At 60.9% G+C, this 23,430-nt stretch carries 20 protein-coding genes; 13 read left to right on the forward strand and 7 right to left on the reverse strand.

Annotated elements, in window-relative coordinates; genetic code table 11:
- Window position 1: 1 nt before the first annotated feature.
- Window positions 2-1,294: a CitMHS family transporter gene (locus tag K0H47_RS01875; RefSeq protein ID WP_218264036.1), complete on the reverse strand. Its 1,293-nt coding sequence runs from the start codon at window positions 1,292-1,294 to the stop codon at window positions 2-4.
- 131 nt (window positions 1,295-1,425) lie between these two features.
- On the opposite strand from K0H47_RS01875, the gene K0H47_RS01880 reads away from it, so the two are divergent.
- Window positions 1,426-2,322: a LysR family transcriptional regulator gene (locus K0H47_RS01880; RefSeq protein ID WP_063031990.1), complete on the forward strand. Its 897-nt coding sequence runs from the start codon at window positions 1,426-1,428 to the stop codon at window positions 2,320-2,322.
- 44 nt (window positions 2,323-2,366) lie between these two features.
- Here the strand turns inward: K0H47_RS01880 and K0H47_RS01885 are convergent, their stop codons facing one another.
- Both K0H47_RS01885 and K0H47_RS01890 read right to left on the reverse strand, forming a co-directional pair.
- A complete protein-coding gene (locus K0H47_RS01885; protein ID WP_063031992.1) occupies window positions 2,367-2,969 on the reverse strand; it encodes a glutathione S-transferase family protein in 603 nt (200 codons plus the stop codon).
- Between the two features lie 10 nt (window positions 2,970-2,979).
- Complete coding sequence (locus K0H47_RS01890) at window positions 2,980-4,146, reverse strand: PLP-dependent aminotransferase family protein (RefSeq protein WP_177027313.1); 1,167 nt, start codon at window positions 4,144-4,146, stop codon at window positions 2,980-2,982.
- 82 nt (window positions 4,147-4,228) lie between these two features.
- Between K0H47_RS01890 and K0H47_RS01895 the strand changes: the two genes are divergently transcribed.
- The 3 genes from K0H47_RS01895 (at window position 4,229) to K0H47_RS01905 (ending at window position 6,890) form a co-directional block, all read left to right on the forward strand.
- Window positions 4,229-4,663, forward strand: a complete 435-nt coding sequence (locus K0H47_RS01895; RefSeq protein ID WP_063031996.1) for a MarR family winged helix-turn-helix transcriptional regulator — start codon at window positions 4,229-4,231, stop codon at window positions 4,661-4,663.
- A gap of 190 nt (window positions 4,664-4,853) precedes the next feature.
- On the forward strand, window positions 4,854-6,200 hold the full coding sequence (locus K0H47_RS01900; RefSeq protein WP_063031998.1) for an NCS2 family permease: 1,347 nt from the start codon (window positions 4,854-4,856) through the stop codon (window positions 6,198-6,200).
- 63 nt (window positions 6,201-6,263) lie between these two features.
- A complete protein-coding gene (locus K0H47_RS01905) occupies window positions 6,264-6,890 on the forward strand; it encodes a LysE family translocator (RefSeq protein ID WP_093200025.1) in 627 nt (208 codons plus the stop codon).
- A 38-nt stretch (window positions 6,891-6,928) separates the two neighbouring features.
- Here the strand turns inward: K0H47_RS01905 and K0H47_RS01910 are convergent, their stop codons facing one another.
- Together K0H47_RS01910 and uraH are read right to left on the reverse strand one after the other, a co-directional pair.
- Window positions 6,929-12,061, reverse strand: coding sequence for a dermonecrotic toxin domain-containing protein (locus K0H47_RS01910; protein ID WP_257626606.1), 5,133 nt, complete (start codon window positions 12,059-12,061; stop codon window positions 6,929-6,931).
- A gap of 159 nt (window positions 12,062-12,220) precedes the next feature.
- Window positions 12,221-12,574, reverse strand: a complete 354-nt coding sequence (gene uraH / locus K0H47_RS01915) for a hydroxyisourate hydrolase (protein WP_219271823.1) — start codon at window positions 12,572-12,574, stop codon at window positions 12,221-12,223.
- Between the two features lie 460 nt (window positions 12,575-13,034).
- Here uraH and puuE point away from each other — a divergent pair, with 460 nt between their 5' ends.
- The 8 genes from puuE to K0H47_RS01955 all read left to right on the forward strand — a co-directional run bounded on the left by puuE (window position 13,035) and on the right by K0H47_RS01955 (window position 20,309).
- Window positions 13,035-13,961, forward strand: coding sequence for an allantoinase PuuE (gene puuE, locus K0H47_RS01920; RefSeq protein WP_093200029.1), 927 nt, complete (start codon window positions 13,035-13,037; stop codon window positions 13,959-13,961).
- On the forward strand, window positions 13,958-14,473 hold the full coding sequence (uraD, locus tag K0H47_RS01925; protein ID WP_063032005.1) for a 2-oxo-4-hydroxy-4-carboxy-5-ureidoimidazoline decarboxylase: 516 nt from the start codon (window positions 13,958-13,960) through the stop codon (window positions 14,471-14,473). Before puuE ends, uraD begins: the two co-directional genes overlap by 4 nt.
- 80 nt (window positions 14,474-14,553) lie before the next feature.
- Window positions 14,554-15,549, forward strand: a complete 996-nt coding sequence (alc, locus tag K0H47_RS01930; RefSeq protein WP_063032007.1) for an allantoicase — start codon at window positions 14,554-14,556, stop codon at window positions 15,547-15,549.
- A gap of 137 nt (window positions 15,550-15,686) precedes the next feature.
- On the forward strand, window positions 15,687-16,190 hold the full coding sequence (locus K0H47_RS01935) for an ureidoglycolate lyase (RefSeq protein WP_003209110.1): 504 nt from the start codon (window positions 15,687-15,689) through the stop codon (window positions 16,188-16,190).
- A gap of 50 nt (window positions 16,191-16,240) precedes the next feature.
- The gene (locus K0H47_RS01940; RefSeq protein WP_219271825.1) at window positions 16,241-17,554 is read left to right on the forward strand and encodes a urate hydroxylase PuuD; all 1,314 of its coding nucleotides are present in this window, start codon (window positions 16,241-16,243) and stop codon (window positions 17,552-17,554) included.
- A 181-nt stretch (window positions 17,555-17,735) separates the two neighbouring features.
- A complete protein-coding gene (locus K0H47_RS01945; RefSeq protein WP_063032011.1) occupies window positions 17,736-19,088 on the forward strand; it encodes a nucleobase:cation symporter-2 family protein in 1,353 nt (450 codons plus the stop codon).
- A 43-nt stretch (window positions 19,089-19,131) separates the two neighbouring features.
- Window positions 19,132-19,527: a hypothetical protein gene (locus tag K0H47_RS01950; protein ID WP_177027315.1), complete on the forward strand. Its 396-nt coding sequence runs from the start codon at window positions 19,132-19,134 to the stop codon at window positions 19,525-19,527.
- A complete protein-coding gene (locus K0H47_RS01955) occupies window positions 19,524-20,309 on the forward strand; it encodes an outer membrane protein OmpK (RefSeq protein ID WP_003209104.1) in 786 nt (261 codons plus the stop codon). The genes K0H47_RS01950 and K0H47_RS01955 overlap by 4 nt, the downstream gene beginning before the upstream one ends.
- 120 nt (window positions 20,310-20,429) lie before the next feature.
- Here K0H47_RS01955 and K0H47_RS01960 read toward each other — a convergent pair whose 3' ends face one another.
- Together K0H47_RS01960 and K0H47_RS01965 are read right to left on the reverse strand one after the other, a co-directional pair.
- Window positions 20,430-21,581, reverse strand: a complete 1,152-nt coding sequence (locus K0H47_RS01960; protein WP_063032013.1) for a patatin-like phospholipase family protein — start codon at window positions 21,579-21,581, stop codon at window positions 20,430-20,432.
- 32 nt (window positions 21,582-21,613) lie between these two features.
- The gene (locus K0H47_RS01965) at window positions 21,614-22,549 is read right to left on the reverse strand and encodes a lipid A biosynthesis lauroyl acyltransferase (protein ID WP_177027316.1); all 936 of its coding nucleotides are present in this window, start codon (window positions 22,547-22,549) and stop codon (window positions 21,614-21,616) included.
- 118 nt (window positions 22,550-22,667) lie between these two features.
- On the opposite strand from K0H47_RS01965, the gene minC reads away from it, so the two are divergent.
- Window positions 22,668-23,405, forward strand: coding sequence for a septum site-determining protein MinC (minC, locus tag K0H47_RS01970; RefSeq protein ID WP_017479977.1), 738 nt, complete (start codon window positions 22,668-22,670; stop codon window positions 23,403-23,405).
- The last annotated feature ends 25 nt before the right edge of the window (window positions 23,406-23,430 follow it).

Genomic DNA, 23,430 nt, shown 5'->3' on the forward strand with positions numbered 1-23,430 from the left:
GTCAAATCACTCCCAGGAGCAAAGCCGTCAGGGTCATCAACACCGACGCAGCAAACAGAAAGGGGATGGTGAAGCGCTGGTGATCGGCCAGTTCGATCTTGCACAGGCCCACCAGCAGGAAGGTCGCGGGCGTCAGGGGGCTGACCGGGAAGCCGGTGGTGTGCACGCCCAGCAATGAGGCCTGGGCCACTTGCAGCGGGTCGACGCCCAGGGCTTTGCCGACTTCGGCGATCACCGGCATCACGCCGAAATAGTAGGAATCAGGGTCAAACAGCATGCTCAACGGCATCGACAGGAAGCCCACCACCGCCGGGATCAACTTGCCGTGGCCCGCCGGAATCTGTGCCACCGCCACTTCGGCGATGGCCTTGAGCATGCCAGTGCCTTGCATGATGCCGGTGAACACACCGGCGGCGAGCAGGATGCTGGCCATGGTCAGGGCGGTTTTTGCGTGGGCATCGATCCGCGCGCGCTGGGCGTCGACGTTCGGGTAGTTGATGCACAGCGCCACCACGGTGCCGAGCATGAACATCACCACCGGGTCGACCCAACCGGCGATCATCACCACCATCACCAGTACCGTCAGGATCAGGTTGACCCAGAACAAGCGCGGGCGACGCAGGGCGATGTCATCCTCGCTGAGCACCCGTTGCGGCACGGCGTCCACGCTGGAACCGGCGCCCAGCCCCAGGCGTTTTTCTTCGCGGTGGCCCAGCCACCAGGCGCAGGCGAATACAAAGACCAGGCCGACGATCTGCACCGGGATCAGCGGCTGGAACAAGTCCGCCACCGGCACATGCAGCGCCGCCGAGGAACGCAGTACCGGGCCGGTCCACGGCAGGAAGTTGACCCCGGCCGCCATCGCCGCCACACACGCGAGGATGCGTTTATCAATCCCCAGCCGCGTGTACAGCGGCAGCATCGCCGGCACCGTCACCAGAAAGGTCACCGCGCCGGAGCCGTCCAGGTGCACCAGCAGTGCCAGCGTCGCGGTACCGACGACAATCCTTGTAGGACGCGTCCCTACCGTGCGCAGGATGCGATCAATGATTGGATCCAGCATGCCGGCATCGGTCATGATCCCGAAAAACAGGATCGCAAACACAAACATGCCCACCACGGGGGCGACGTTCTTGATGCCGGTGATGATGAAGGCACTGGTTTGCAGACCGAAACCGCCGAGCAGTGCAGCGATGATCGGCAAGGCGATCAGGGCCACCAGTGGCGACAGGCGCTTGCTCATGACGGCGGTGAGCAGGCACAGAATGGTGATGACACCCAGGGTAGCGAGCATGGGGTAGCTCCAGAACGGCGTTTTCGGCCGGTTATTGTTTTCCCTGGAGTATTGGAATCGCGTTAGGCTTTGTAAATTGGAATATTCGTCACTCCATATTCGAAAAAACAAAATGCTCGAGCAAAACAAAAATGAAAAATTCGATCCAGCATATCCAGGCGTTTCTCGCCGTTGCTCGTACGGGCAGCTTTACCAAGGCGGCCAACGAACTGCATCTATCGCCCTCGGCCCTGACCGTGCAGGTGCAACAACTGGAGGAATGGCTGGGGGTTGCTCTGCTCGACCGCAGCCCGCGCCACGTCAGCATCACCGCCGCCGGCCTGGACGCACGCGGGCCGATGGAGAAGCTGTTGCTGGACCTGGACAACATCGTCACCGGCTCCCGCGACCTCGCTGCCTTGCGCCGGGGCGTGGTGACCATCGCCGCCCTGCCCTCCGTGTGCGCCGGTGCATTGCCGCCTGCCCTGCGGCTGTTTCGCGAGCGTTTTGCCGGGATCGAGGTGCGCTTGCATGACCTGGTTGCTCACCGCATTCATGCACAAGTGCGTTCGGGCGAGGTGGATTTCGGTATTGGTGTGCGGGCGAGGCTGAGCCATGGGTTGGCGTTTGTGCCGGTGCTGAATGACCGGTTGTGTGCGTTTGTGCCGCTGGATCATCCGCTGACGCGCTATGCCAAGCTAAGCCTGGAGCAACTGGCCGAGCAACCGATCATCCTCACCGGCCGCGACAGCAGCGTGCGGGAACAGGTGGACGCGTTGTTCGACGAGACGCGCCTGACGATGCTCGCTGGGATGGAGGCCAATTACATGTCGACCGTGTTGGCATTGGTGCGGCAGGGCTTGGGGATCAGTGTGTTGCCGGAATCGGCGGCGGACAGTCTGGAGGGGTTGAAGCGGATTACGATTGATCATCCGGGGGTGAACCGGGAGATCGGGCTGATCAGTCGCAGTGGGCAGCCGTTGAGCCCGGCGGCGCAGCGCTGTTTTGAGTTGCTCAGTGAAGAATTACCTGGCGCACCGCAAAACTAAATGTGGGAGCGAGCAAGCCCGCTCCCACATTTTTGACCGCATTGTCAGCCCAGCATCGGCACATGCTTTGGATGGCTGGCCACGCGCTTCAACCAGGCCTGCACACCTGGGTAGGCGCCAAGGTCAAAACCACCTTCATCCGCCACATGGGTGTAGGCATACAGCGCCACATCGGCAATCGAGAACTGGTCGCCCACCAGATACGGTGTCAACTGCAACTGGCGCTCCATCACCTTCAGGGCCTTGTAACCGCCCTTGTGCAGCTTCTTGTATTCCTCCAGCCGATCTTCCGGCAGCCCCAGGTAAAACTGAATAAACCGCGCCACCGCGATGTACGGCTCATGGCTGTACTGCTCGAAAAACTGCCACTGCAGCACTTGGGTGCGCAGGCGCGGTTCGGTGGGCAGGAACTCGCTGCCGTCGGCGAGGAAGTTGAGGATCGCGTTGGATTCCCACAGGCAGGTGCCGTCTTCGAGCTCCAGCACCGGGATCTTGCCGTTGGGGTTCTTGGCCAGGAACTCCGGGGTCTGGGTATCGCCCTTCAGGATGTCGATATCAATCCACTCATAGTCGATGCCCAACAGGCTGAGCATGAGTTTGACCTTGTAGCAGTTGCCCGATTTGTAATCGCCGTAAACCTTATACATGGAGGCTCCCCTATGCCGCTTGCGCGTGCTGTGCTTGACGGACCACCGCAGCGAGACGCTTGAGACCTTCGTCCAAGCGCGCCGGGTCGATATGGCTGAAATTGAGCCGCAAGTGACCGTGATGGTTATCCGGCTCGGAAAAGAACGGCTCACCGGGCATGAACGCGATGTCCTGGTCGAGCGCAGGTGCCAACAAGGTGCGGGTATCGAGCGGCTGTTTCAAGGTCAGCCAGAAGAATAATCCGCCCTGGGGTATTTGCCAGTCGGCCAGGTCGCTGAAATGCCGCGCCAGTGCAGCCTGGAATGCATCGCGGCGGCCTCGGTAGAAACTGCGCAGTTCCACCAGGTGGTGCTGGTATTTCTCGGTGCCGATCCATTGCATTGCCTGCCACTGGCCAACGCGGTTGGTGTGCAGGTCCGCCGATTGCTTGAGCTTGAGCAGGTGCGGGAACAGGTCCGGGCTGGCGATCAGGTAACCGACCCGCAGGCCGGGCAACAAGGTCTTGGACACGGTGCCGGTGTAGATCCAGCTGGCCTTCTTCAACCGGCTGACGATGGGTTGCGCACTGCCGCCGTCGAAGGTCAGTTCGCGGTAGGGCTCGTCCTCGACCAGGGTCACGCCGAACTCGTCCAGCAGCGCGGCGACGGCCTCGCGCTTGGCCTCGCTGTAGCGCACGGCCGAGGGGTTCTGGAAGGTCGGGATCAAGTAGACGAAGGACGGACGGTGCTGCTCAAGGCTGTGGCGTAGCGCCTTAAGGTCCGGACCGTCCGCCTCAAGCTGCACGGTCAGGCAATCAGCGCCGAACAGTTGGAATATCTGCAACGCAGCCAGGTAGGTCGGGCCTTCCAGCAGGATTTTGGTGCCCTTGTCGATGTACAGCTTGGCCGCCAGATCCAGGGTTTGCTGTGAGCCACTGACCACCATGACCTGGCTGGCCTTACACGCAATACCCAGCCCCCGCGCCTCGGCCGCCAGCAGTTCACGCAACTGCGGCTCGCCTTCGCTCATGCCGTACTGGCCGATGTTCAGCGGCATGTCCGTCCAATCCAGCTTGGGCAGCATCACTTCGGCCGGCAGGCCACCGGCGAAGGACATCACCTGCGGTTTTTGCGCTGCCGCGAGGATTTCACGGATCAAGGAGCTTTTAAGGCGCGAAACACGTTCTGAAAAGGCCATAAGGGTCACCGGTAGCGAAGCCTGAGGGAAATACGTCAAACTAGTTGACCGAAATTACGACGACTTGGGCAAATACGTCAATATGCTTGACCTTAAAAACCAGACCAGCCAACAAACCGCCATGGAAGCTTTCTTCTTCGGCTACCAAGCGTTCACCGCCAAGGCCGACGAAATGCTTGAACGTCGCGGCTTGAGCCGGGTGCATCAACGCATTGTGTTTTTTATCGCGCGCTACCCGACCTTGAGCGTCAAGGAGTTGCTGGAATTGCTCGGGGTGAGCAAACAGGCGTTGAACATGCCGCTGCGCCAACTGCAGGAAATGCACCTGGTAAACAGCGTGGCGTCCGAGACCGACAAACGTAAGCGCTTGCTGGAGTTGACCGAGGAAGGTCAGCGTTTCGAACAATCCCTGCGGCGCGAGCAAGTGAAGCTGCTGCAACGGGCGTTTGCCGAGGCTGGCGAAACGGCAGTAGAAGGCTGGCTGGCGGTAAACAAGGCACTCAGTGGCCAATCCTGAATTGCCTTTCATCCTTTTCGCACACAAAATACAAAACATTATTTGCTTTATTTGTATACAAAAGCATAATTCGCTTCGTGCGAGTTCCTGACCTATTGGTCAACAAAACCCGCTGGTACCTCAAAGCGCTGCTGCCCACTCATGTGTCCGGCGCTGGAAATAACAATAAAACTCTTGAGGAGTACTTGCTGTGGAAAGCCGCAAATCCGAAGCCCCTACGCTCGACCTCTCGCCAACCCACAACGGTTGGCTGGAACGCCTGTTCAAACTCCGCTTGCATGGCACCACAGTGAAGACCGAGCTGATCGCTGGCCTCACGACCTTTATCACCATGGCCTACATCATCTTCGTCAACCCCAACATCATGGCCGACGCCGGCATCGATCACGGCGCGGCGTTTGTCGCCACCTGCATCGCCGCCGCGCTGGGTTGCCTGCTGATGGGGCTCTACGCCAACTGGCCAGTAGGCCTGGCGCCGGGCATGGGCCTGAACGCGTTTTTCACCTACACCGTGGTCGGGACCATGGGCTACAACTGGGAGACCGCACTGGGTGCGGTATTTATCTCCGGGGTGTTGTTCATGATCCTGACGCTCTCGCGTATTCGCGAGTGGCTGCTCAACAGCATTCCGGTGAGCCTGCGCCACGCGATGGGCGCCGGTGTCGGGCTGTTTCTCGGGGTGATCGGCCTGAAAACCGCCGGCATCATCGTGCAAAGCCCGGCCACCCTGATCAAGCTCGGCTCCCTGCATGAACCCGCTCCGCTGCTGGCGGCCATCTGCTTCCTGCTGATTGCGATCCTCAGCTACCACCGGGTATTCGGCGCGATCCTGATCAGCATCATCGCCGTGACCCTCGCCGGCTGGGGCCTGGGCCTGGTGGAATACCACGGCATCATGGCCACCCCGCCAAGCCTGGCACCGACCTGGATGGCGATGGACGTGATGGGCGTGTTCAACGTCAGCATGATCAGCGTGGTGTTCGCCTTCCTGTTTGTGCACATGTTCGACACCGCCGGCACCTTGATGGGCGTCGCCCAGCGCGCAGGCCTGGTGAATGCCGACGGCAAGATCGAAAACCTTTCCCGCGCCCTGAAAGCCGACAGTGCCTCCAGCGTGTTCGGCGCCATGGTCGGCGTGCCGCCCGTCACCAGTTATGTGGAAAGCGCCGCCGGGGTGGCCGCCGGTGGCCGTACCGGGCTGACCGCCGTCACCGTGGGTGTGCTGTTTATCGCAGCGATGTTTTTCGCGCCGCTGGCTGGCATGATTCCGGCCTATGCCACCGCAGGCGCGTTGATCTATGTGGCGATGCTGATGATGAGCGGCATGGCCCATATCAATTGGGACGACGCCACCGACAGCATTCCGGCGATCGTCACGGCGATCATGATGCCTCTGACCTTTTCCGTCGCCGATGGCATCGCGTTGGGTTTTATCACCTACGTGGCGCTGAAGGCCGGCACCGGTAAACACAAGGAAATTTCCATCAGCCTGTGGGTGCTTTGCGCGATCTTCATCGCCAAGTTCGCGTTCCTGTAGGCCAACCTGCTTGACCCTGCCTCACCCCGTCGGGTGGGGCTTTTGTACGAATGGAGGAATGCAATGAGTCTGGAAACCTGGCTGCTGTTCAGCGGCGCTGCGCTGGTGGTGATCCTGATCCCCGGCCCCCTGTCCTTGCTGATGATCAGCAACAGCCTGAACTACGGCCTGCGCCGTTCGTACCCGGCCTTTCTCGGTGGGGTGATCGCTTCCATCTGCCTGTTGAGCGCTTCGGCGCTAGGATTGGGTGCGTTGTTGCTGGCATCGGAACAACTGTTCAGCGCCCTGAAGATCGTCGGCGCGCTGTACTTGTTCTACCTTGCCTGGCAGAGCTGGCAGCAATCGCGGCAACCGTCCCACGGTTCCGACGTACCACAAGTGGCGGCGACTCCGCGTTTTCGTGCGCTGTTCGGGCGCGCCTTTGTGCTGGGCGCCAGCAACCCGAAGGACATTCTGTTTTTCGCCGCCTTCCTGCCGCAATTCCTCAGTGCCCAGCAGGCCTTTTTGCCGCAGTTGCTGATCATGATCGCCACCTGGACCGTGCTCGACCTGCTGTGCAAACTGGCCTACGGCCTCGGCGCCCATGGTGCCGCGCGCTACCTGCGCAGCGGCAGAGGCCAGAGCTGGTTCAACCGGATCAGCGCCGGGTTGTTCAGTGGCGCGGGGGCGGCCTCTTTATTGAGTCGCTGACCCGCCTGGCCCGGTGGCGCCGACGCTACCGGGCCCGCCTAGAAACGCTCCATTTTGACAAAGAACACCGTCACCGGATTACCTTGCCCGATCTGTTGAATGCCCCCAATTATCCGGACCAGACGCCCCTCCTCCAGTGCCCGTATGATCGGCGTGTAAATCTGCGGTTGCTGCTGGGCGCTATGGCGCAACCAAGCGTCAGACAGTTGCACCATGCGGCCCGAGTTCAGACGAACGTTCGACGAGTCGCTCCAGCGCGTCAATACGTAATACAGGTTGCTGGACTTCGGATGCGTGCACGATAAGTTGTACAGTCCTGCGGTGCTGCTTTTGTGTATTTTTTTAATGGCAAAGCCCTGACGCTCCAGCACCTGTAACACCGCATGCTGGGCAACGATCGGCCGAGCGTGACCGGAGCCCTCGGCAGGTTTGATGAGTACGTCGGAGGCGATCGGCGTCAACGGCACGAAATCGACCCGCTCAAGCCCCGGTGTTGTCCCCTCCCGGCCAATATTGACGCTCAATTTTTGCCGTCGCGTGAGTGGCCTGAGCATGCGAAACAGGTCGTCGGTCTGGCCCGACGCCTCGGGAAAAGGTGGCAGCCACTCATCCAGGGTTGCGCGAATGTTCAGCATGCGGGTGGCAGTCATCGAACGGCCGGTGTCGGTTATTTCCAGCAGCCGTGTGGTGACGAAATAGCGACTGGCCGGCGTCAGGTCGGGAAAAGCGTCGCCAACGTAATCCGCAATGGGCCGGGTGAAGAGCGGCGCACGTGGGGTCCATAACTGATCGGCGCCAAAGGTGGCCGGGATCGGCTGCTCGCGCGGGCCAGGCAGCATCCACCGCGTTAACTCATCCCTGATCGCTACAGGAAGCAACTCGGGCTGCTTTAAAAATATGATGCCCGCTGGAGCCGTCGAACCATTGGGCAACAATTCATAATATTTATCCCCAAACCTGACCGCGTCGTAGGGCCTCTCTCCCTGAATGCGATACAACCTCCGTGACGGCGATATCTCCTGGATTCCAGGCCCTTCCAACCCTTGGCCCCAGGCTTGCCAATGACTGGAAGCCAACGGCGGTTGCCGGGCCAGGCGCTCAGTATGTGGCACAACCGGGGCAATCCATTCACTCCCTACCTGCGGCGCTTCCCACGGCCGATAGATTCCGGAACTGGGCCCGGGCCGGGGTTCGGGCGCATCGGCTCCCAGCAATCGCTCGCCGGATTGCTCCACGTACAGCAGCAGCTCGTCCTGGCCTTCGTTGTGGGTATTTTTCAAGCGCAGGGTTTGTTCAGAATTACGACGGTACACCGGGTACGCGGAATCCCCGTCGAGGATAAATTGCTCGCCGCCCTTGACGTAGCTGCCCTTGTTGACCGGTCCATGCAATGTCACGGCCTCCTCGATCACTGGTGGCTTCTTGAACGCGTCCAACCCTTTGAGGTTTCTGACCGGGGATGGCAGACGCAGGTTGCCAACACCACCGTCCTGCAGCCATTGGCGGTGTCTGACCCGGGTTAGCAGCGCCCCCAACCTGGGGCTGGCTTTGCCCTGAGGCGCCAAAGACAGGGCCACATCAGCCAACAATACCAATGCCGCAAAACCGGCGGCCACCGCATCCGCTGGGTCGCCACTGTGATGGGCACGGCGGGCGGCGAGCAACAGCTCATACAGATTGACTCCGATACTCACGCCCGGAATAAACGATAACAAGCCCCGCGCACGCGCCGCCGACTGTTCGTCGAGGCGCAGCTGACGGTAGTCTTGCAGCGCACGGCGTGAATTGGCCATGGCTCGCACCTCCCGGTGCAGGCCCAGCAATTGGCCATGGGCGAGGATTCGCAACATGTCGCTGCCCGTGGTGCGGGTAATACCCAGCCACTGCCGGGGATCCTGTTCGATCTGCTCGCCAATCTCCTGCTCAGTCTCCGCCAAGGTGGTGGCCGGTTGCTGGCGACGCACGGCGAACCATCGCTTAATCACGTTATAGGTCAACATGAGGCCGTCAAACAGTGAACCGGGAAGCCGCCGGCTCAACGGCGGGATCGCCGTGCGCCAGTCAAACGTCCACGGCTGGGGGCTGACCGGCACCGGATAGCCTGCCAGCGCGTCCTCCTCCCACCCCGGCGCAATCTGTAGCGCCAATTGCACACGATTTTCCGGGCGCGCCGCCAGGTCTATCAACACCTGCATCGCCGCCGCGAGGCTGGCATGTTCACTCAGTGGTGCATGGCCCTTGACCTGGGGCCAGTAGAGCAGCGTCACCGCCGAGACCTGGTCATGGATCAGCAGCATACCGGCGACATGCCGAGGCAATTTGAGGGTCAGCGCCGCCAGATGCACGAAGCACAGTTGTAGCGCGTGCCCGTTTTTCTGCAGGTCCTGCGGCGTGCGTGCAGCCAGCGCGGTCGCGAACAAGCTTTGGCCCGCCGCACTCAGGCCTTGTTGAGTGGCACTAAATAAAGCCAGCCGTGCCTGTTGGCTCAGGGGCCTTTCGACCAGCGCTGGCGGTAACGCCGACGTCTCATCCTTTGTGGGGTAAAAGGCCCGGATGACCAACTGCTCGTACTGTCCGGCCACATCCAGGCTGGAAATCAGCTCGATCAACGCGTTTGCCGGCAAGTGCCTGGACCAGTGCGCATTCAGGTAACGGCTGTAGTGCAGGCGCAGCTCAGTCCAGGGCGCCTCTGCATCCAGGTTGTGCAGTGCCAGTTGCAACAGGCTGTAGGTGTTGCGTTGCGGGCTGACCACCACCCGCACCCCGGAATCCCCCGCCGGCCGTTGAGGGTGAGACTGCCAATGGGAGCTGACATCGTCGGGCATGTCGAGAAAGGGCTCGTCGATGTCAAGTTGCGGGTGAAGCCTGTCCTTGTGCAAACGCTCGATTAAGGTGGCTCGAGCAAAGGCCTCCAGGCTCGGCAAGGCCAACGCCAGCTGTTGTTCAAGTACCGCGCAGCTTTCGAGGTGCTGGAGCGATTGTCGCTGATAACGCTTGCGCAACGCCTGGCCGGCACCGGCCAGCCACGCTGGCATGACTTTCACGTGCGCCGCCGCCAGCCGCAGCATGCTGACATTGGCCAACGCCACCGCCCGGGCGGCACTGTCCGGCACGTGTAGCTGATGCGCCAGCTCCAGGGACAACAACGTACGCGCCAACCCGGTATCGCTGACCTCGCTGAACGGCCGCCCGCCGGCGTCCACCCAACGCAGGTGCTGCTGCGCACGCCGGATGCATGCCTGAAAACTCTCGGACAGGAGGTTGCCCTCTATCACCTGAAAGTAGACCAGCACCGGTGTAGCAACGCCTGGGCCGCGCACCAGCTCCCGCGCAGATTGCCGCTGGTCACGGCTTACACAACGCCATAATGCAGAGCCATCCGGGCTTTTGAGACTGGCATCGAGGCTGGCAGAGAGATCGTCCAGGGAAGTAAACGTCTGCAATCCGCCCTCCTTGCCCGGCACCTGCAACAGCACGGGCTCCGGCAGTGCCGGCTGGCTCAGGCCCTGAGGCGTGGTGACGACAAACACTCCATGCAACGGGAAAAGCGGTTGCCCGGACTGACCAAAGGACAGGCTTAACACACGGCAACTGCGGGGCGCGTCGCCTTTGTTCAGGGCCTCTTTCAGCGCCGCCAGATTGGCCTCGGTGATCAGCCCCAACCGTCGCTGCAAGTGCGCCTCGTGGAGCATGGCGTTGCGCTGCCCGCTCAACAATTGCGCAACCCGGTTGTGCGCGCTTCCGGCTGGCGTCTGTAGCCAGAACTCACGCACGGCCAGTTGCGCCTCCTGGCCTTCCAGCAGTGTAGAAACCACTGACACCTGCTCCTGCCATTGGGTTTGCAGGGCGATGAAGCCGTCATACGGCGGGCAGTCCCTGAGCAAATCCTTCGAGTCCAGCAACGCCAGCACACCCCGCTCATGGCGCTGCACCAGCGCCTCACGGGTTCGTACCGCCATGCCGGGATGAAGCAGCCCACAGGTGATTTCCCTGGCGCGACGCTTGTGGTCCCACACCAACAATTGCTCGATGGCCTGGTTCAACAAAGGCGAGCCGGTCACGGGCCGCCGCGCGCGCTCCACTTGGTGCAGGCGCTGTTGCAAACTCAAGCCGGGTGATGTCCCGCCTGCACGCCGGAGATCGAGGCACTCCCACTCGTTGTCGCCCTGAACCTGGATCTGGACCCATGCACTGTACCGCAGGGCATCGGCGGTCAGTTCAGTCCCACGGGTTACCCTGAAAGGCTGTGTTGCCCATTCATCTTGGCGGCGCAGCGGCAAACTCGCGTGTCCGAGTTCGAGAATCACCGCCGGCAGGTCACGCTGCATCGCCGCCCAACTGGCAAACTCATAAAACCCCTGGGCCGCGCCGGGCAGGTAAACCACTTGCCGAAGGTCCTGGCCCGCGCCACGCCGGCACAGGTGCAGCGCGCCGCCCAGTGGCACTGCGCCCCACTGCAATTCACTGGCGTACAAGGATGCCCAGTCGCCGCCCGCACGCTGCCGCGCTTGCGGTGTGGAAGCATCGACCAGGTCCAGGACCATGTCGAGGCCGTCGTCCGACAGTTGGCACAGGGCATGGGCCAGCAGGGCCTTATCCACCCAAAAACGGCGCTGCAACTGCACACATTGCTCGGTGCGCGACAACGCGCTGCCAGGCGACAAGCCCTGCCAATAGTCCGCCCTTGCCGCACCGATACGCGCCGGAAGGTCCAGCGCATTCACCCGGTTCAGGATTTCCCGCGGGGTCAACCGTACGCTGGCGGCGGGTTCGCCCTGGAGGCTCAAGCGCGTGAATTGATTGATGTTGAGGGGAAACACCCGCACGTGCAGCAAGGCCAAGGCCCGCTCCGTCAGGCTGTCCACCCGGCCAGGCTGGCCGGGCAGTGCTGCGACGGTGAACCACAGGGTGTCGGGGTCCAGGCTGAAATGCTCACGCAGCACTCCACGCACCAGCCGCTGGATTCGTGGTGCGTGGTACATGATCCGGCGCAGTTGCCGACCCGACTCGTTGCAGCGCCCATGGGCGGCGTGCAGGTCGTTGATAAAGCGACTGGGCGCAGGGCTGGCGTTGAGCCGGCGCATCAGGCTATGGCGGATGCGCGCCAGGTCCATCGCAGGCAGGTCCTGCCCTTCGTCCGCAGGCTCAGGTTGATCGGGTTCCATGGTCATGTTGCCAACCGCTCCAGATGAAAACTGCGAGGGTAGGCACTGCGTTCACCCGGCGGGCCTTACATAGATAGGGCCCGATCAGCAGGCGAAAAAAAGCCCGCAGTGTGAGCGGGCGAAAAACCAACGAAGAGCTTTGGGGGTGTGAAGCGCGGTGACGACTCAGCTACCGCGATAGGTGGAGTAGCTGTAAGGCGAAATCAGCAAAGGCACGTGGTAGTGATCCTGTTCAGCGCTGATGCCGAAGCGCAGCACTACCAAATCGAGAAACGCAGGTTCGGGCAGTTGCACACCGCGGGCGCGGTAGTAATCGCCGGCGCTGAACTGCAACTGATAGACACCGCTGCGGTAGTCATCGCCTTGCAGCAGGGGTGCATCGCAGCGGCCGTCGCTGTTGGTCAGGGTGCTGGCGACCAGCTCAAGCTGTGCGCCCTCGACACGGTACAACTCAACCTTGATCGCGCTGCCGGGGCAGCCATGTGCGGCGTCCAATACGTGTGTGGTCAAACGTCCCATAGCGTCTGCGCGCCTCCCGAAGTCAGTAAAGTGAAAGACCGCACCTTTTCAGGTCACTGAAAAAGCCGGCGATGGCTGATTAAGACACTTTTCAAAAAAATTGTACACAATAAATTCAACAAGCCCGCGTTCCGTTGCTGACATCGATTCTGTAGGAGCGAGCTTGCCCGCGAAGATCGTCAACGATAACGCAGCGCTTCAGGGTTACCGAGGCGTTCTCAGGTTTTTCGCGAACAAGCACGCTCCTACAGTGAATGAGGTTTTTTTCAATTTAGCTGACCAGTCAGGCAGGTTTCTTGCAGTGCTACTCTGCAAAGACCCTGCGGAAAAAATGCAGAAATACAGGCTTACAAAGTGCGCACTAAGTTGTATACAATCAGTCATCGTTGTGACGCCACCCAGTCTTTCCGCTGCCCGGCCGCCACACACACCGCTACCACGAACAAGAAGGAAGACTGCAGTGAGCGCTGACTACCCACGCGACCTGATCGGTTACGGCAGTAACCCTCCTCACCCACACTGGCCGGGCAAGGCCCGTATCGCCCTGTCGTTCGTACTCAATTACGAAGAAGGTGGTGAGCGCAACATCTTGCACGGCGACAAAGAGTCGGAAGCCTTCCTCTCGGAAATGGTCTCGGCGCAACCGCTGCAAGGCGAGCGCAACATGAGCATGGAGTCGCTGTACGAATACGGCAGCCGGGCCGGCGTGTGGCGCATCCTCAAGCTGTTCAAGGAATTCGATATCCCGCTGACCATTTTCGCCGTGGCCATGGCCGCCCAGCGCCACCCGGACGTGATCCGCGCGATGGTCGCCGCCGGCCACGAGATCTGCAGCCACGGCTACCGCTGGATCGACTACCAATACATGGATGAGGCCCAGGAACGCGAGCACATGCTCGAAGCGATCCGCATCCTCACCGAACTCACCGGCGAACGCCCCCTGGGCTGGTACACCGGGCGCACCGGCCCCAACACCCGGCGGCTGGTGATGGAGGAAGGCGGTTTCCTCTACGACTGCGACACCTACGACGACGACCTGCCTTACTGGGAACCCAACAACCCGACCGGCAAGCCGCACCTGGTGATCCCCTACACCCTGGACACCAACGACATGCGCTTCACCCAGGTCCAGGGTTTCAACAAGGGCGACGACTTTTTCGAATACCTGAAAGACGCGTTCGATGTGCTGTATGCCGAAGGCGCGGAAGCACCGAAGATGCTCTCCATCGGCCTGCACTGCCGCCTGATCGGCCGCCCGGCACGTCTGGCCGCCCTCAAGCGTTTTATCGAATACGCCAAGGGCCATGATCAGGTGTGGTTTACCCGCCGCGTCGACATCGCCCGTCACTGGCATGACGTGCACCCTTTCCAGGGAGCCGCCAAATGACTGCGTTCCAGACCCTGAAACCCTCGACCCTGAGCCGCGACGCGTTCGTCAAAGCCTTCGCCGACATCTACGAACATTCGCCATGGGTGGCCGAAAAGGCCTTCGACCTGGGCCAGGACGCTTCGATCGACGAGATCGAAACCCTGCACCAACGCATGAGCGACATCCTGTTGAGCGCCGATCACACCAGTCAACTGGCCCTGATCAACGCTCACCCGGACCTGGCGGGCAAAGCGGCCGTCCAGGGCCAGTTGACCGAAGCCAGCACTAATGAACAGGCTGGCGCCGGTATTCACCAATGCACGGCCGAAGAGTTTTCTCGCTTCACCGAGCTGAACGATGGCTACAAGGCCAAGTTCAAGTTTCCCTTCATCATGGCGGTAAAAGGCAGCAACCGACACCAGATCCTCGCCGCGTTTGAAACGCGCATTCACAACTCGGTGGAAGCCGAGTTCAAATGCGCGCTGGCCGAGATCAATAAAATCGCGTTGTTCCGATTACTGACCCTTTAGCAGACCTGGCCCGAGCGGTTCATGAACGCCCAGGGCCTGGCGAGCATCCCAAGCCACTTACTTTAAGGCAGACAAGAAGAATGAAAGCTTACGCCGTACCTTTCGAGAAGTTCGTCAACCTGGCCGACGCCCGCCTGGGCACCAAGATCATCTCTGTCACCGATGACTGGTTCGCCGACGCCAACCGCCTGTTCCAGCCGACCCCGGCCGTGTGGAAGGAGGGCGTTTTCGATGACAACGGCAAGTGGATGGACGGCTGGGAGTCGCGCCGCAAGCGCTTCGAAGGTTACGACAGCGCGGTGATCCGCCTGGGCGTACCGGGTTCGATCAAAGGCGTGGACATCGACACTTCATTCTTCACCGGCAACTTCCCGCCATCGGCGTCCCTGGAAGCCTGCTTCCTCGCGAGCGGCGAGCCGGATGACAACACCCAGTGGGTTGAAGTGCTGTCGGCTGTAGAGCTGCAAGGCAACAGCCATCACTTCCACGAGATCAACAACGACCAGGCGTTCAGCCACCTGCGCTTCAACATCTACCCGGACGGTGGTGTGGCCCGTCTGCGTGTGTACGGCATTCCGTTCCGCGACTGGTCGGCGGTGGGCGACAACGAACAGGTGGACCTGGCTGCTGCATTGAACGGCGGCCGCGCACTGGCCTGCTCCGATGAACACTTCGGGCGCATGAGCAACATCCTCAACCCGGGCCGTGGCATCAACATGGGCGACGGCTGGGAAACCGCACGTCGTCGTACGCCGGGCAATGACTGGGTGATCGTCGCACTGGGCCACCCGGGCGAGATCGAGAAGATCGTGGTCGACACCCTGCACTTCAAGGGCAACTACCCGGACACTTGCTCGATCCAGGGCGCGTTCGTGAAAGGCGGCACCGACAGCCAGATCGAAACCCAATCGCTGTTCTGGCGCGAACTGCTCCCGGCGCAGAAACTGGAAATGCACGCTGAACACACCTTTGCCGAGCAGATCAAGGCGCTGGGCCCGATCACCCACATTCGCCTGAATGTGTTCCCGGATGGTGGTGTGAGCCGCCTGCGGGTTTTGGGCAAGGTTTCGAAGTAACACCCGATCGTTCCCACGCTCTGCGTGGGAACGCATACCGTGACGCTCTGCGTCACAAGAGCGGACGCAGAGCGTCCAGGGCGGCGTTCCCACGCAGAGCGTGGGAACGATCCATACACAAGATTAAGAAGACAGCCATGCGCACACTGATGATCGAACCCCTGACCAAAGAAGCCTTCGCCCCTTTCGGAGACGTTATCGAAACCGATGGCAGCGATCACTTCATGATCAACAACGGGTCGACCATGCGCTTTCATAAACTGGCGACGGTTGAAACCGCCACGCCAGAAGACAACGCTATCATCAGCATCTTCCGCGCCGACGCGCAGGACATGCCGCTGACCGTGTGCATGCTGGAACGACACCCGCTGGGCAGCCAGGCTTTCATCCCGCTGCTCGGCAACCCCTTTCTGATCGTGGTCGCGCCACTTGGCGATGAACCTGTATCGGGCTTGGTCCGCGCCTTCGTTACCAACGGCAGGCAGGGCATTAATTACCATCGCGGCGTCTGGCACCACCCGGTGCTGACGATCGAAAAGCGGGATGACTTCCTGGTGGTTGATCGCAGTGGCACAGGCAATAACTGCGATGAGCATTTTTTCAAAGAGGATGAGCGGTTGATCCTCGCCCCCCACCAATAAGAGAAGGTCTGATCACTCGACGACAGAGTGACAGGCGAGAGGTAAAGACTGTGGAAGCACATTTGATGGAATGGCTGAACCTGAGCGTGCGCTGGGTTCACATGATCACTGGCGTCGCCTGGATCGGCGCTTCGTTCTACTTCGTCTGGCTGGAAAACAACCTCAATCGCGTGAACCCCAAGGACGGCCTCGCCGGTGACTTGTGGGCGATCCACGGTGGCGGTATCTACCACCTGGAAAAATATAAACTGGCCCCGCCGACCATGCCGGATAACCTGCACTGGTTCAAATGGGAAGCCTATTTCACCTGGATGTCCGGCATCGCGCTGCTGTGCGTGGTGTTCTATGCCAACCCGACCTTGTACCTGCTGGCCCCGGGCAGCAGCCTCAGCGGTCCGGAAGGTGTGTTGCTGGGCCTCGGCTCGCTGCTGGCCGGCTGGTTCATCTACTCCTTTCTCTGCGACTCGGCACTGGGCAAGCGCCCCGCCCTGCTCGGCCTGATCCTGTTCGTGCTGTTGATTGCCGCCGCGTACGGCTTCAGCAAGGTGTTCAGCGGTCGTGGTGCGTACCTGCACGTGGGCGCCGTGATCGGCACCATCATGGTGGGCAACGTGTTCCGCATCATCATGCCGGCCCAGCGTGCGCTGGTGGCGGCCATCGCCGAAAACCGCACACCCGACCCGGCACTGCCGGCCAAGGGTTTGCTGCGTTCGCGTCATAACAACTACTTCACCTTGCCGGTGCTGTTCATCATGATCAGCAACCACTTCCCGAGCACCTACGGCAGCCAATACAACTGGCTGATCCTGGCGGGCATCGCGGTGGCGGCCGTGTTGGTGCGTCACTACTTCAACACCCGTCATAACAGCCAGAAATATGCCTGGACCTTGCCGGTTGGCGCGCTGGCGATGATATGCCTGGCCTACGTGACCGGTCCAAAACCGGTGGCGACTGCACCGGAAGTGGCCAAGGCACCGGCGGCCATCGAGTACCAGCCGCTGCCGGAAACGGCGTTGGGTGGCGGGCTTAAACCGGCTGCACCCGCGGCACCTGCACCGGCACCTGCACCGGCACCTGCAGAAGCAGCACCGGCCCAGGCCTCGGTTGATTTTGACAAGGTCCATGGGGTGATTCAGGAGCGCTGTGCGGTGTGCCATTCGGCCAAACCGACAAGCCCGCTGTTCAGCACCGCACCGGCCGGGGTGATGTTTGATACGCCGCAGCAGATCCAGCAGATGGCCCCGCGCATTCAGGCGCAGGCCGTGGCCAGCCAGATCATGCCGCTGGGCAATATTACCCAGATGACCCAGCAGGAACGGGACTTGATTGGCACCTGGATCACTCAGGGGGCGCGTACCAACTGACTGATTAACGCAGGACCCAATGTGGGAGCTGGCTTGCCTGCGATAGCGATGTTGAATTCACCGCCGCTATCGCAGGCAAGCCAGCTCCTACAGTTGAGATCTGCGGTGTGCTTTGACGAATGAGTTCCACCCGGCAATTGAATGCCGAACAACACAACAATAAAAAGATCCGAGGTGTTGCATGTCCCAGCTAGAAACGCAGACTCCTGCCGCGCCCGCCATGGTGCGGCTGCCCCTCTTGCAACTGATTCTGGTAGGCCTGCAACACGTCTTGCTGATGTACGGTGGCGCCGTCGCTGTGCCTTTGATCATCGGCCAGGCCGCAGGCCTGAGTCGTGAAGAAATCGCCTTCCTGATCAACGCCGACCTGCTGGTGGCGGGCATCGCAACCATGGTCCAGTCATTCGGCATCGGCCCGGTGGGCATTCGCATGCCCGTGATGATGGGCGCCAGTTTCGCCGCAGTCGGCAGCATGGTCGCCATGGCAGGCATGCCCGGCATCGGCCTGCAAGGGATCTTCGGTGCGACCATCGCCGCCGGCTTTTTCGGCATCCTGATCGCGCCGTTCATGTCCAAGGTCGTACGCTTCTTTCCGCCGCTGGTGACCGGCACTGTGATCACCGCCATTGGCCTTTCGCTGTTTCCCGTCGCGGTCAACTGGGCCGGCGGTGGCGCGGCGGCGTCCACGTTTGGCTCACCGATTTACCTGGCGATTGCCGCGCTGGTGCTGGCCACTATCCTGCTGATCAACCGTTTCATGCGCGGCTTCTGGGTGAATATCTCGGTGCTGATTGGCATGGCCCTTGGTTATGGGTTGTGCGGGATGATCGGCATGGTCGACCTCAGCGGCCTGGCCCAGGCACCGTGGGTGCAAGTGGTGACGCCACTGCATTTCGGCATGCCGAAGTTCGAGTTGGCGCCGATTCTGTCGATGTGCCTGGTGGTGGTGATTATCTTCGTCGAGTCCACCGGGATGTTTCTCGCCCTGGGCAAGATCACCGGCCAGGAAGTCACGCCGAAGATGCTGCGTCGCGGCCTGTTGTGTGATGCCGGCGCGTCGTTTTTTGCCGGCTTCTTCAACACTTTTACCCACTCCTCGTTCGCGCAAAACATCGGCCTGGTGCAGATGACCGGTGTGCGCTGCCGTTCGGTGACGATCATGGCCGGGGCGTTTCTGATCGTGCTGAGCCTGCTGCCCAAGGCCGCGTTCCTGGTAGCGTCGATTCCACCCGCAGTGCTGGGGGGTGCGGCGATTGCCATGTTCGGCATGGTGGCGGCCACCGGGATCAAGATCCTCCAGGAAGCCGACATCGCCGACCGCCGTAACCAGTTGCTGGTGGCGGTGAGTATCGGCATGGGTTTGATCCCGGTCGTGCGTCCCGAGTTCTTTGCGCAGTTGCCACTGTGGATGAGCCCGATCACTCACAGCGGCATCGCCATGGCCACCCTCAGCGCGCTGTCGCTGAACCTGTTATTCAACATTCTGGGCGGCGCCGAACGCGCGGCCGCAAGCGCTCACGCACACCCACATTGATTCCTGCGTCACAACAAAAACAATAACGATCAGGGAACACACCATGCACGCCATTCACCCGGGGCCGGCCACGCGCCGTGCCCCATTCTCGCCCCGCGCGCGCTGTAACAGCGCACTTGAGCACCGGCTTCGGAGTCAGTATTCTCGGCGCCCGCTCAAATCGACTCAAAAAAAAACAGCGAATGTAAAAGCTGACTGCAAGGCCAACTTACCCGGGCCCCAAGTCCGCAGCCAACGTGTGCAAAAACTCTCCGAATTCGACTGTGTTCATCACAGCCGACGGGGATTTTTTGGCTTTTTAAACACCTTGGCGCAGCTCTTGCTAAACGCATTAAAGCTGACCGAACAGACGATTTTTGCGGCAAGCAAAAAGACGCCACACCAGAGCGTCCGCTTAGAAAAAAAACCAGAAACCTTTACCTCGGGAGCAACCGAATGAAACGTACTGTGAACAGCCTGATGCTGGCAGGATCCCTGCTGGCCGGGGGCCAGGCCATGGCCGGTGATCTGCTGCAGTGGCAGAACAACAGCCTGACTTATCTGTGGGGCAAGAACTTCACTGTTAACCCGCAGATCCAGCAAACCGTGACCTTCGAACACGCCGACGCGTGGAAGTACGGCGACAACTTCTTCTTCCTCGACCGCATCTTCTACAACGGCAAGGAAGACGGCAATGTCGGCCCAAGTACTTACTACGGCGAGTTCAGCCCACGCTTGTCGTTCGGCAAGATCTTCGACAAAGACTTGTCGTTCGGCCCGATCAAGGACGTGTTGCTGGCGTTCACTTACGAGTTTGGCGAAGGCGACAACGAGTCGTACTTGCTCGGCCCGGGCTTCGACTTGGCAATCCCTGGTTTCGACTACTTCCAGCTGAACTTCTACCAGCGCCAGACCGAAGGCAACCGCCCGGGTGATGGGGTGTGGCAGATCACACCGGTGTGGTCGTACACGATCCCGGTGGGCAACTCCAATGTGCTGATCGACGGCTTTATGGACTGGGTCGTGGATAACGACAAGAACGCCCGTGGCACTTACCACGCCAACCTGCACTTCAACCCACAGATCAAATATGACCTGGGCAAGGCGCTGCATTGGGGCGAGAAGCAGTTGTATGTCGGTATCGAATACGACTACTGGAAGAACAAGTACGGGATCCAGGACAGCGGCGCGTTCGAGACCAATCAGGACACTGCGAGCCTGTTGGTGAAGTACCACTTCTAAGTAACACCGCGCCTCCATGTGGGAGCTGGCTTGCCTGCGATAGCATCACTGCGGTGTAACTGAAACTTCGAGGTGCCTGCATCGCAGGCAAGCCAGCTCCCACACAAGCCAGCCCCACATTCAGTTCGGTGTCAGGCCTAGAAACCGCTGCAACTCTTCGCGCTTGGCCAGCGCATCCCGCCTTCCCAATTCGATCAATTCGCTGCAATACCCCGCCTCGAACAGCAGGTAACTGAGCACGCCCGCGCCACTGGTTTTAGTCGCCCCCGGCCCGCGCAGAAACAGGCGCAATGCCGCAGGCAATTCCTGGCGATGACGCGCCGCGATTTCGTCGATCGGTTGGCTTGGTGCAATCACCAGCACCTCCACCGGCGCCAAACCTTGTATCGCCGCGTTGCTCGGCAACACATGACTGAACTGGTTCAGGCGCTCGAGCAATTCAATATCGCTTTCCAGGCTGTCGATGAACGTGCTGTTGAGCATGTGCCCACCGATCTGCGCCAAGGTCGGCTCCTGGCCGGTGAAGGTACGTGCCGGGTTCGAAGGGTCGTTGCCGCGCGGGTTGCCACTGACGCCCACCACCAGCACGCGGCTGGCTCCCAGGTGCAGCGCGGGGCTGATCGGTGCCGATTGCCGCACTGCACCGTCACCAAAATATTCCTGATCGAGTTTGACCGGGGCAAACAGCAATGGAATCGCCGAGCTGGCCAGCAGGTGTTCAACGGTCAGTTGGGTGGGAATACCGATACGCCGATGTCGCAGCCAGGCGTCGATGGTGCCGCCGCCCTGGTAGAAGGTCACGGCTTGCCCGGACTCGTACCCGAAGGCGGTTACAGCCACAGCGTGAAGGTGTTTTTCGCGAATCGACTGCTCGATGCCTTCCAGGTGCAGCTTGTCACGCAACAAATCCCGCAACGGCGAACTGTTGAGCAGCGCCACCGGCACCTGTGCCCCCAGCCCCAGCAGGCTGTGGATAAGGAATCGACTGGCCTGGCTGATCACCCCGGGCCAATCACTGCGCAGCACCAGGTGGCTGCGAAAGCCTTGCCAGAAAGCGGTCAGGCGCTCGATGGCAGCGGTAAAGTCCATGGCGCCACTGGCCAGGCTGACCGCATTGATCGCCCCGGCCGAGGTGCCGACAATCACCGGAAACGGATTGGCGGCCCCCGGCGGCAACAGCTCGGCAATCGCCGCCAATACCCCCACTTGATAGGCGGCCCGCGCCCCGCCGCCGGAAAGAATCAAGCCTGTGACCGGTTCAGCTGAGCGCATTGCATCACTCCATGGTGCTTGGGGACTTCAGATCAACGACGGCGTTTTTCATACAGCTTAGGCTCACCTGGCGGCCGGCTCTTGAAGCGGCGGTGGGTCCACAGGTATTGCTCGGGGCATTCGCGCACGGAGGCTTCGACCCACTGATTGATGCGCAGGCAATCGATCTCGTCGGTTTCACCGGGGAAGTCGGTCAGCGGCGGATGAATGACCAGGCGATAGCCGCTGCCGTCAGCCAGGCGCTCCTGAGTGAACGGCACCACCAGTGCCTTGCCCAGACGCGCAAATTTGCTGGTGGCCGTGACGGTGGCGGCCTGAATGCCGAACAACGGCACGAAGATACTTTGCTTGGCGCCGTAGTCCTGGTCCGGTGCGTACCAGATCGCACGGCCGGCCCGCAGCAGCTTGAGCATGCCGCGCACGTCTTCGCGCTCTACGGCCAGGGAATCAAGATTGTGCCGCTCGCGGCCACGGCGCTGGACGAAATCGAACAATGGGTTGCCGTGCTCGCGGTACATGCCATCGATGGTGTGCTTCTGCCCGAGCAAGGCGGCGCCGATTTCCAGGGTGGTGAAATGCAGGGCCATCAGGATCACGCCCTTGCCTTCCAGTTGCGCCTGCTTGAGGTGCTCCAGCCCTTCGACATGGGCCAGGCGCGCCAGGCGCGGCTTGGACCACCACCAGCTCATGGCCATCTCGAAGAAGGCGATGCCGGTGGACGCGAAGTTTTCCTTGAGCAAATGTTTACGCTCTTTGGCAGACTTTTCCGGGAAGCACAGTTCCAGGTTTCGTGCGGCAATGCGCCGACGTTCACCGGCTACCCGGTACATTCCCGCCCCCAAGGTACGGCCAATCCCCAGCAACGCCCGGTACGGCAACTGCACAATCAGCCACAGCAAACCGAGTCCCAGCCATAACAGCCAGAAGCGCGGGTGAAAAAATACTGCTCGAAAACGCGGGCGATCCATTAAAGATTCCGGTAAAGACAACGGCCGCGCATTCTACAACGGTTCGACCCGGCTTGCGGCTAGCGGATGTTCTCGTTATAAGTCTCGACACTTTTCGTGACAAGCCGCTTTGCCGACCATGAGCCAAACCGAACCGCTAGACCAAGATCCCGTGTTCCAGTTGAAAGGCAGCATGCTCGCCATTACCGTGCTGGAACTGGCCCGCAATGACCTTGACGCCCTGGACCGCCAGCTCGCCGCCAAGGTCGCCCTCGCGCCGAACTTCTTCAACAATGCGCCGCTGGTGCTGGCCCTGGACAAACTCCCCGCCGGCCAGGGCGCTGTCGATCTGCCCGGATTGATGCGTGTGTGCCGCCAACATGGCCTGCGCACCCTGGCGATTCGTGCCAGCCGTATCGAAGACATTGCCGCCGCAATCGCTATTGAATTGCCAGTACTGCCGCCGTCGGGTGCCCGCGAGCGTCCGCTCGACCCGTTGGTCGGCGAAGAGAAGAAAAAACCGGAGAAACCGCCGGAGCCGACGGTCAAGCCTACAAAGATCATCACCTCTCCCGTACGGGGCGGGCAGCAGATTTACGCCCAGGGTGGCGACCTTGTCGTCATCGCCCCGGTAAGCCCGGGGGCGGAACTTCTTGCCGACGGAAACATCCATGTATACGGCCCCATGCGCGGTCGTGCACTGGCCGGCATAAAGGGTGACACCAAGGCCCGTATTTTTTGCCAGCAGTTGACCGCTGAGCTAGTGTCCATCGCAGGCCAGTACAAGGTTTCGGAAGATTTGCGCCGCGATCCGCTGTGGGGGGCCGGGGTACAAGTCAGCCTGTCGGGCGATGTGTTGAACATCATCCGTCTTTAACGGATACTGCCGCATTTTCCAAGCA

Origin of the sequence: Pseudomonas sp. Xaverov 83 (genome assembly GCF_019352905.1) — a bacterium.
Lineage (GTDB): Bacteria > Pseudomonadota > Gammaproteobacteria > Pseudomonadales > Pseudomonadaceae > Aquipseudomonas > Aquipseudomonas yamanorum.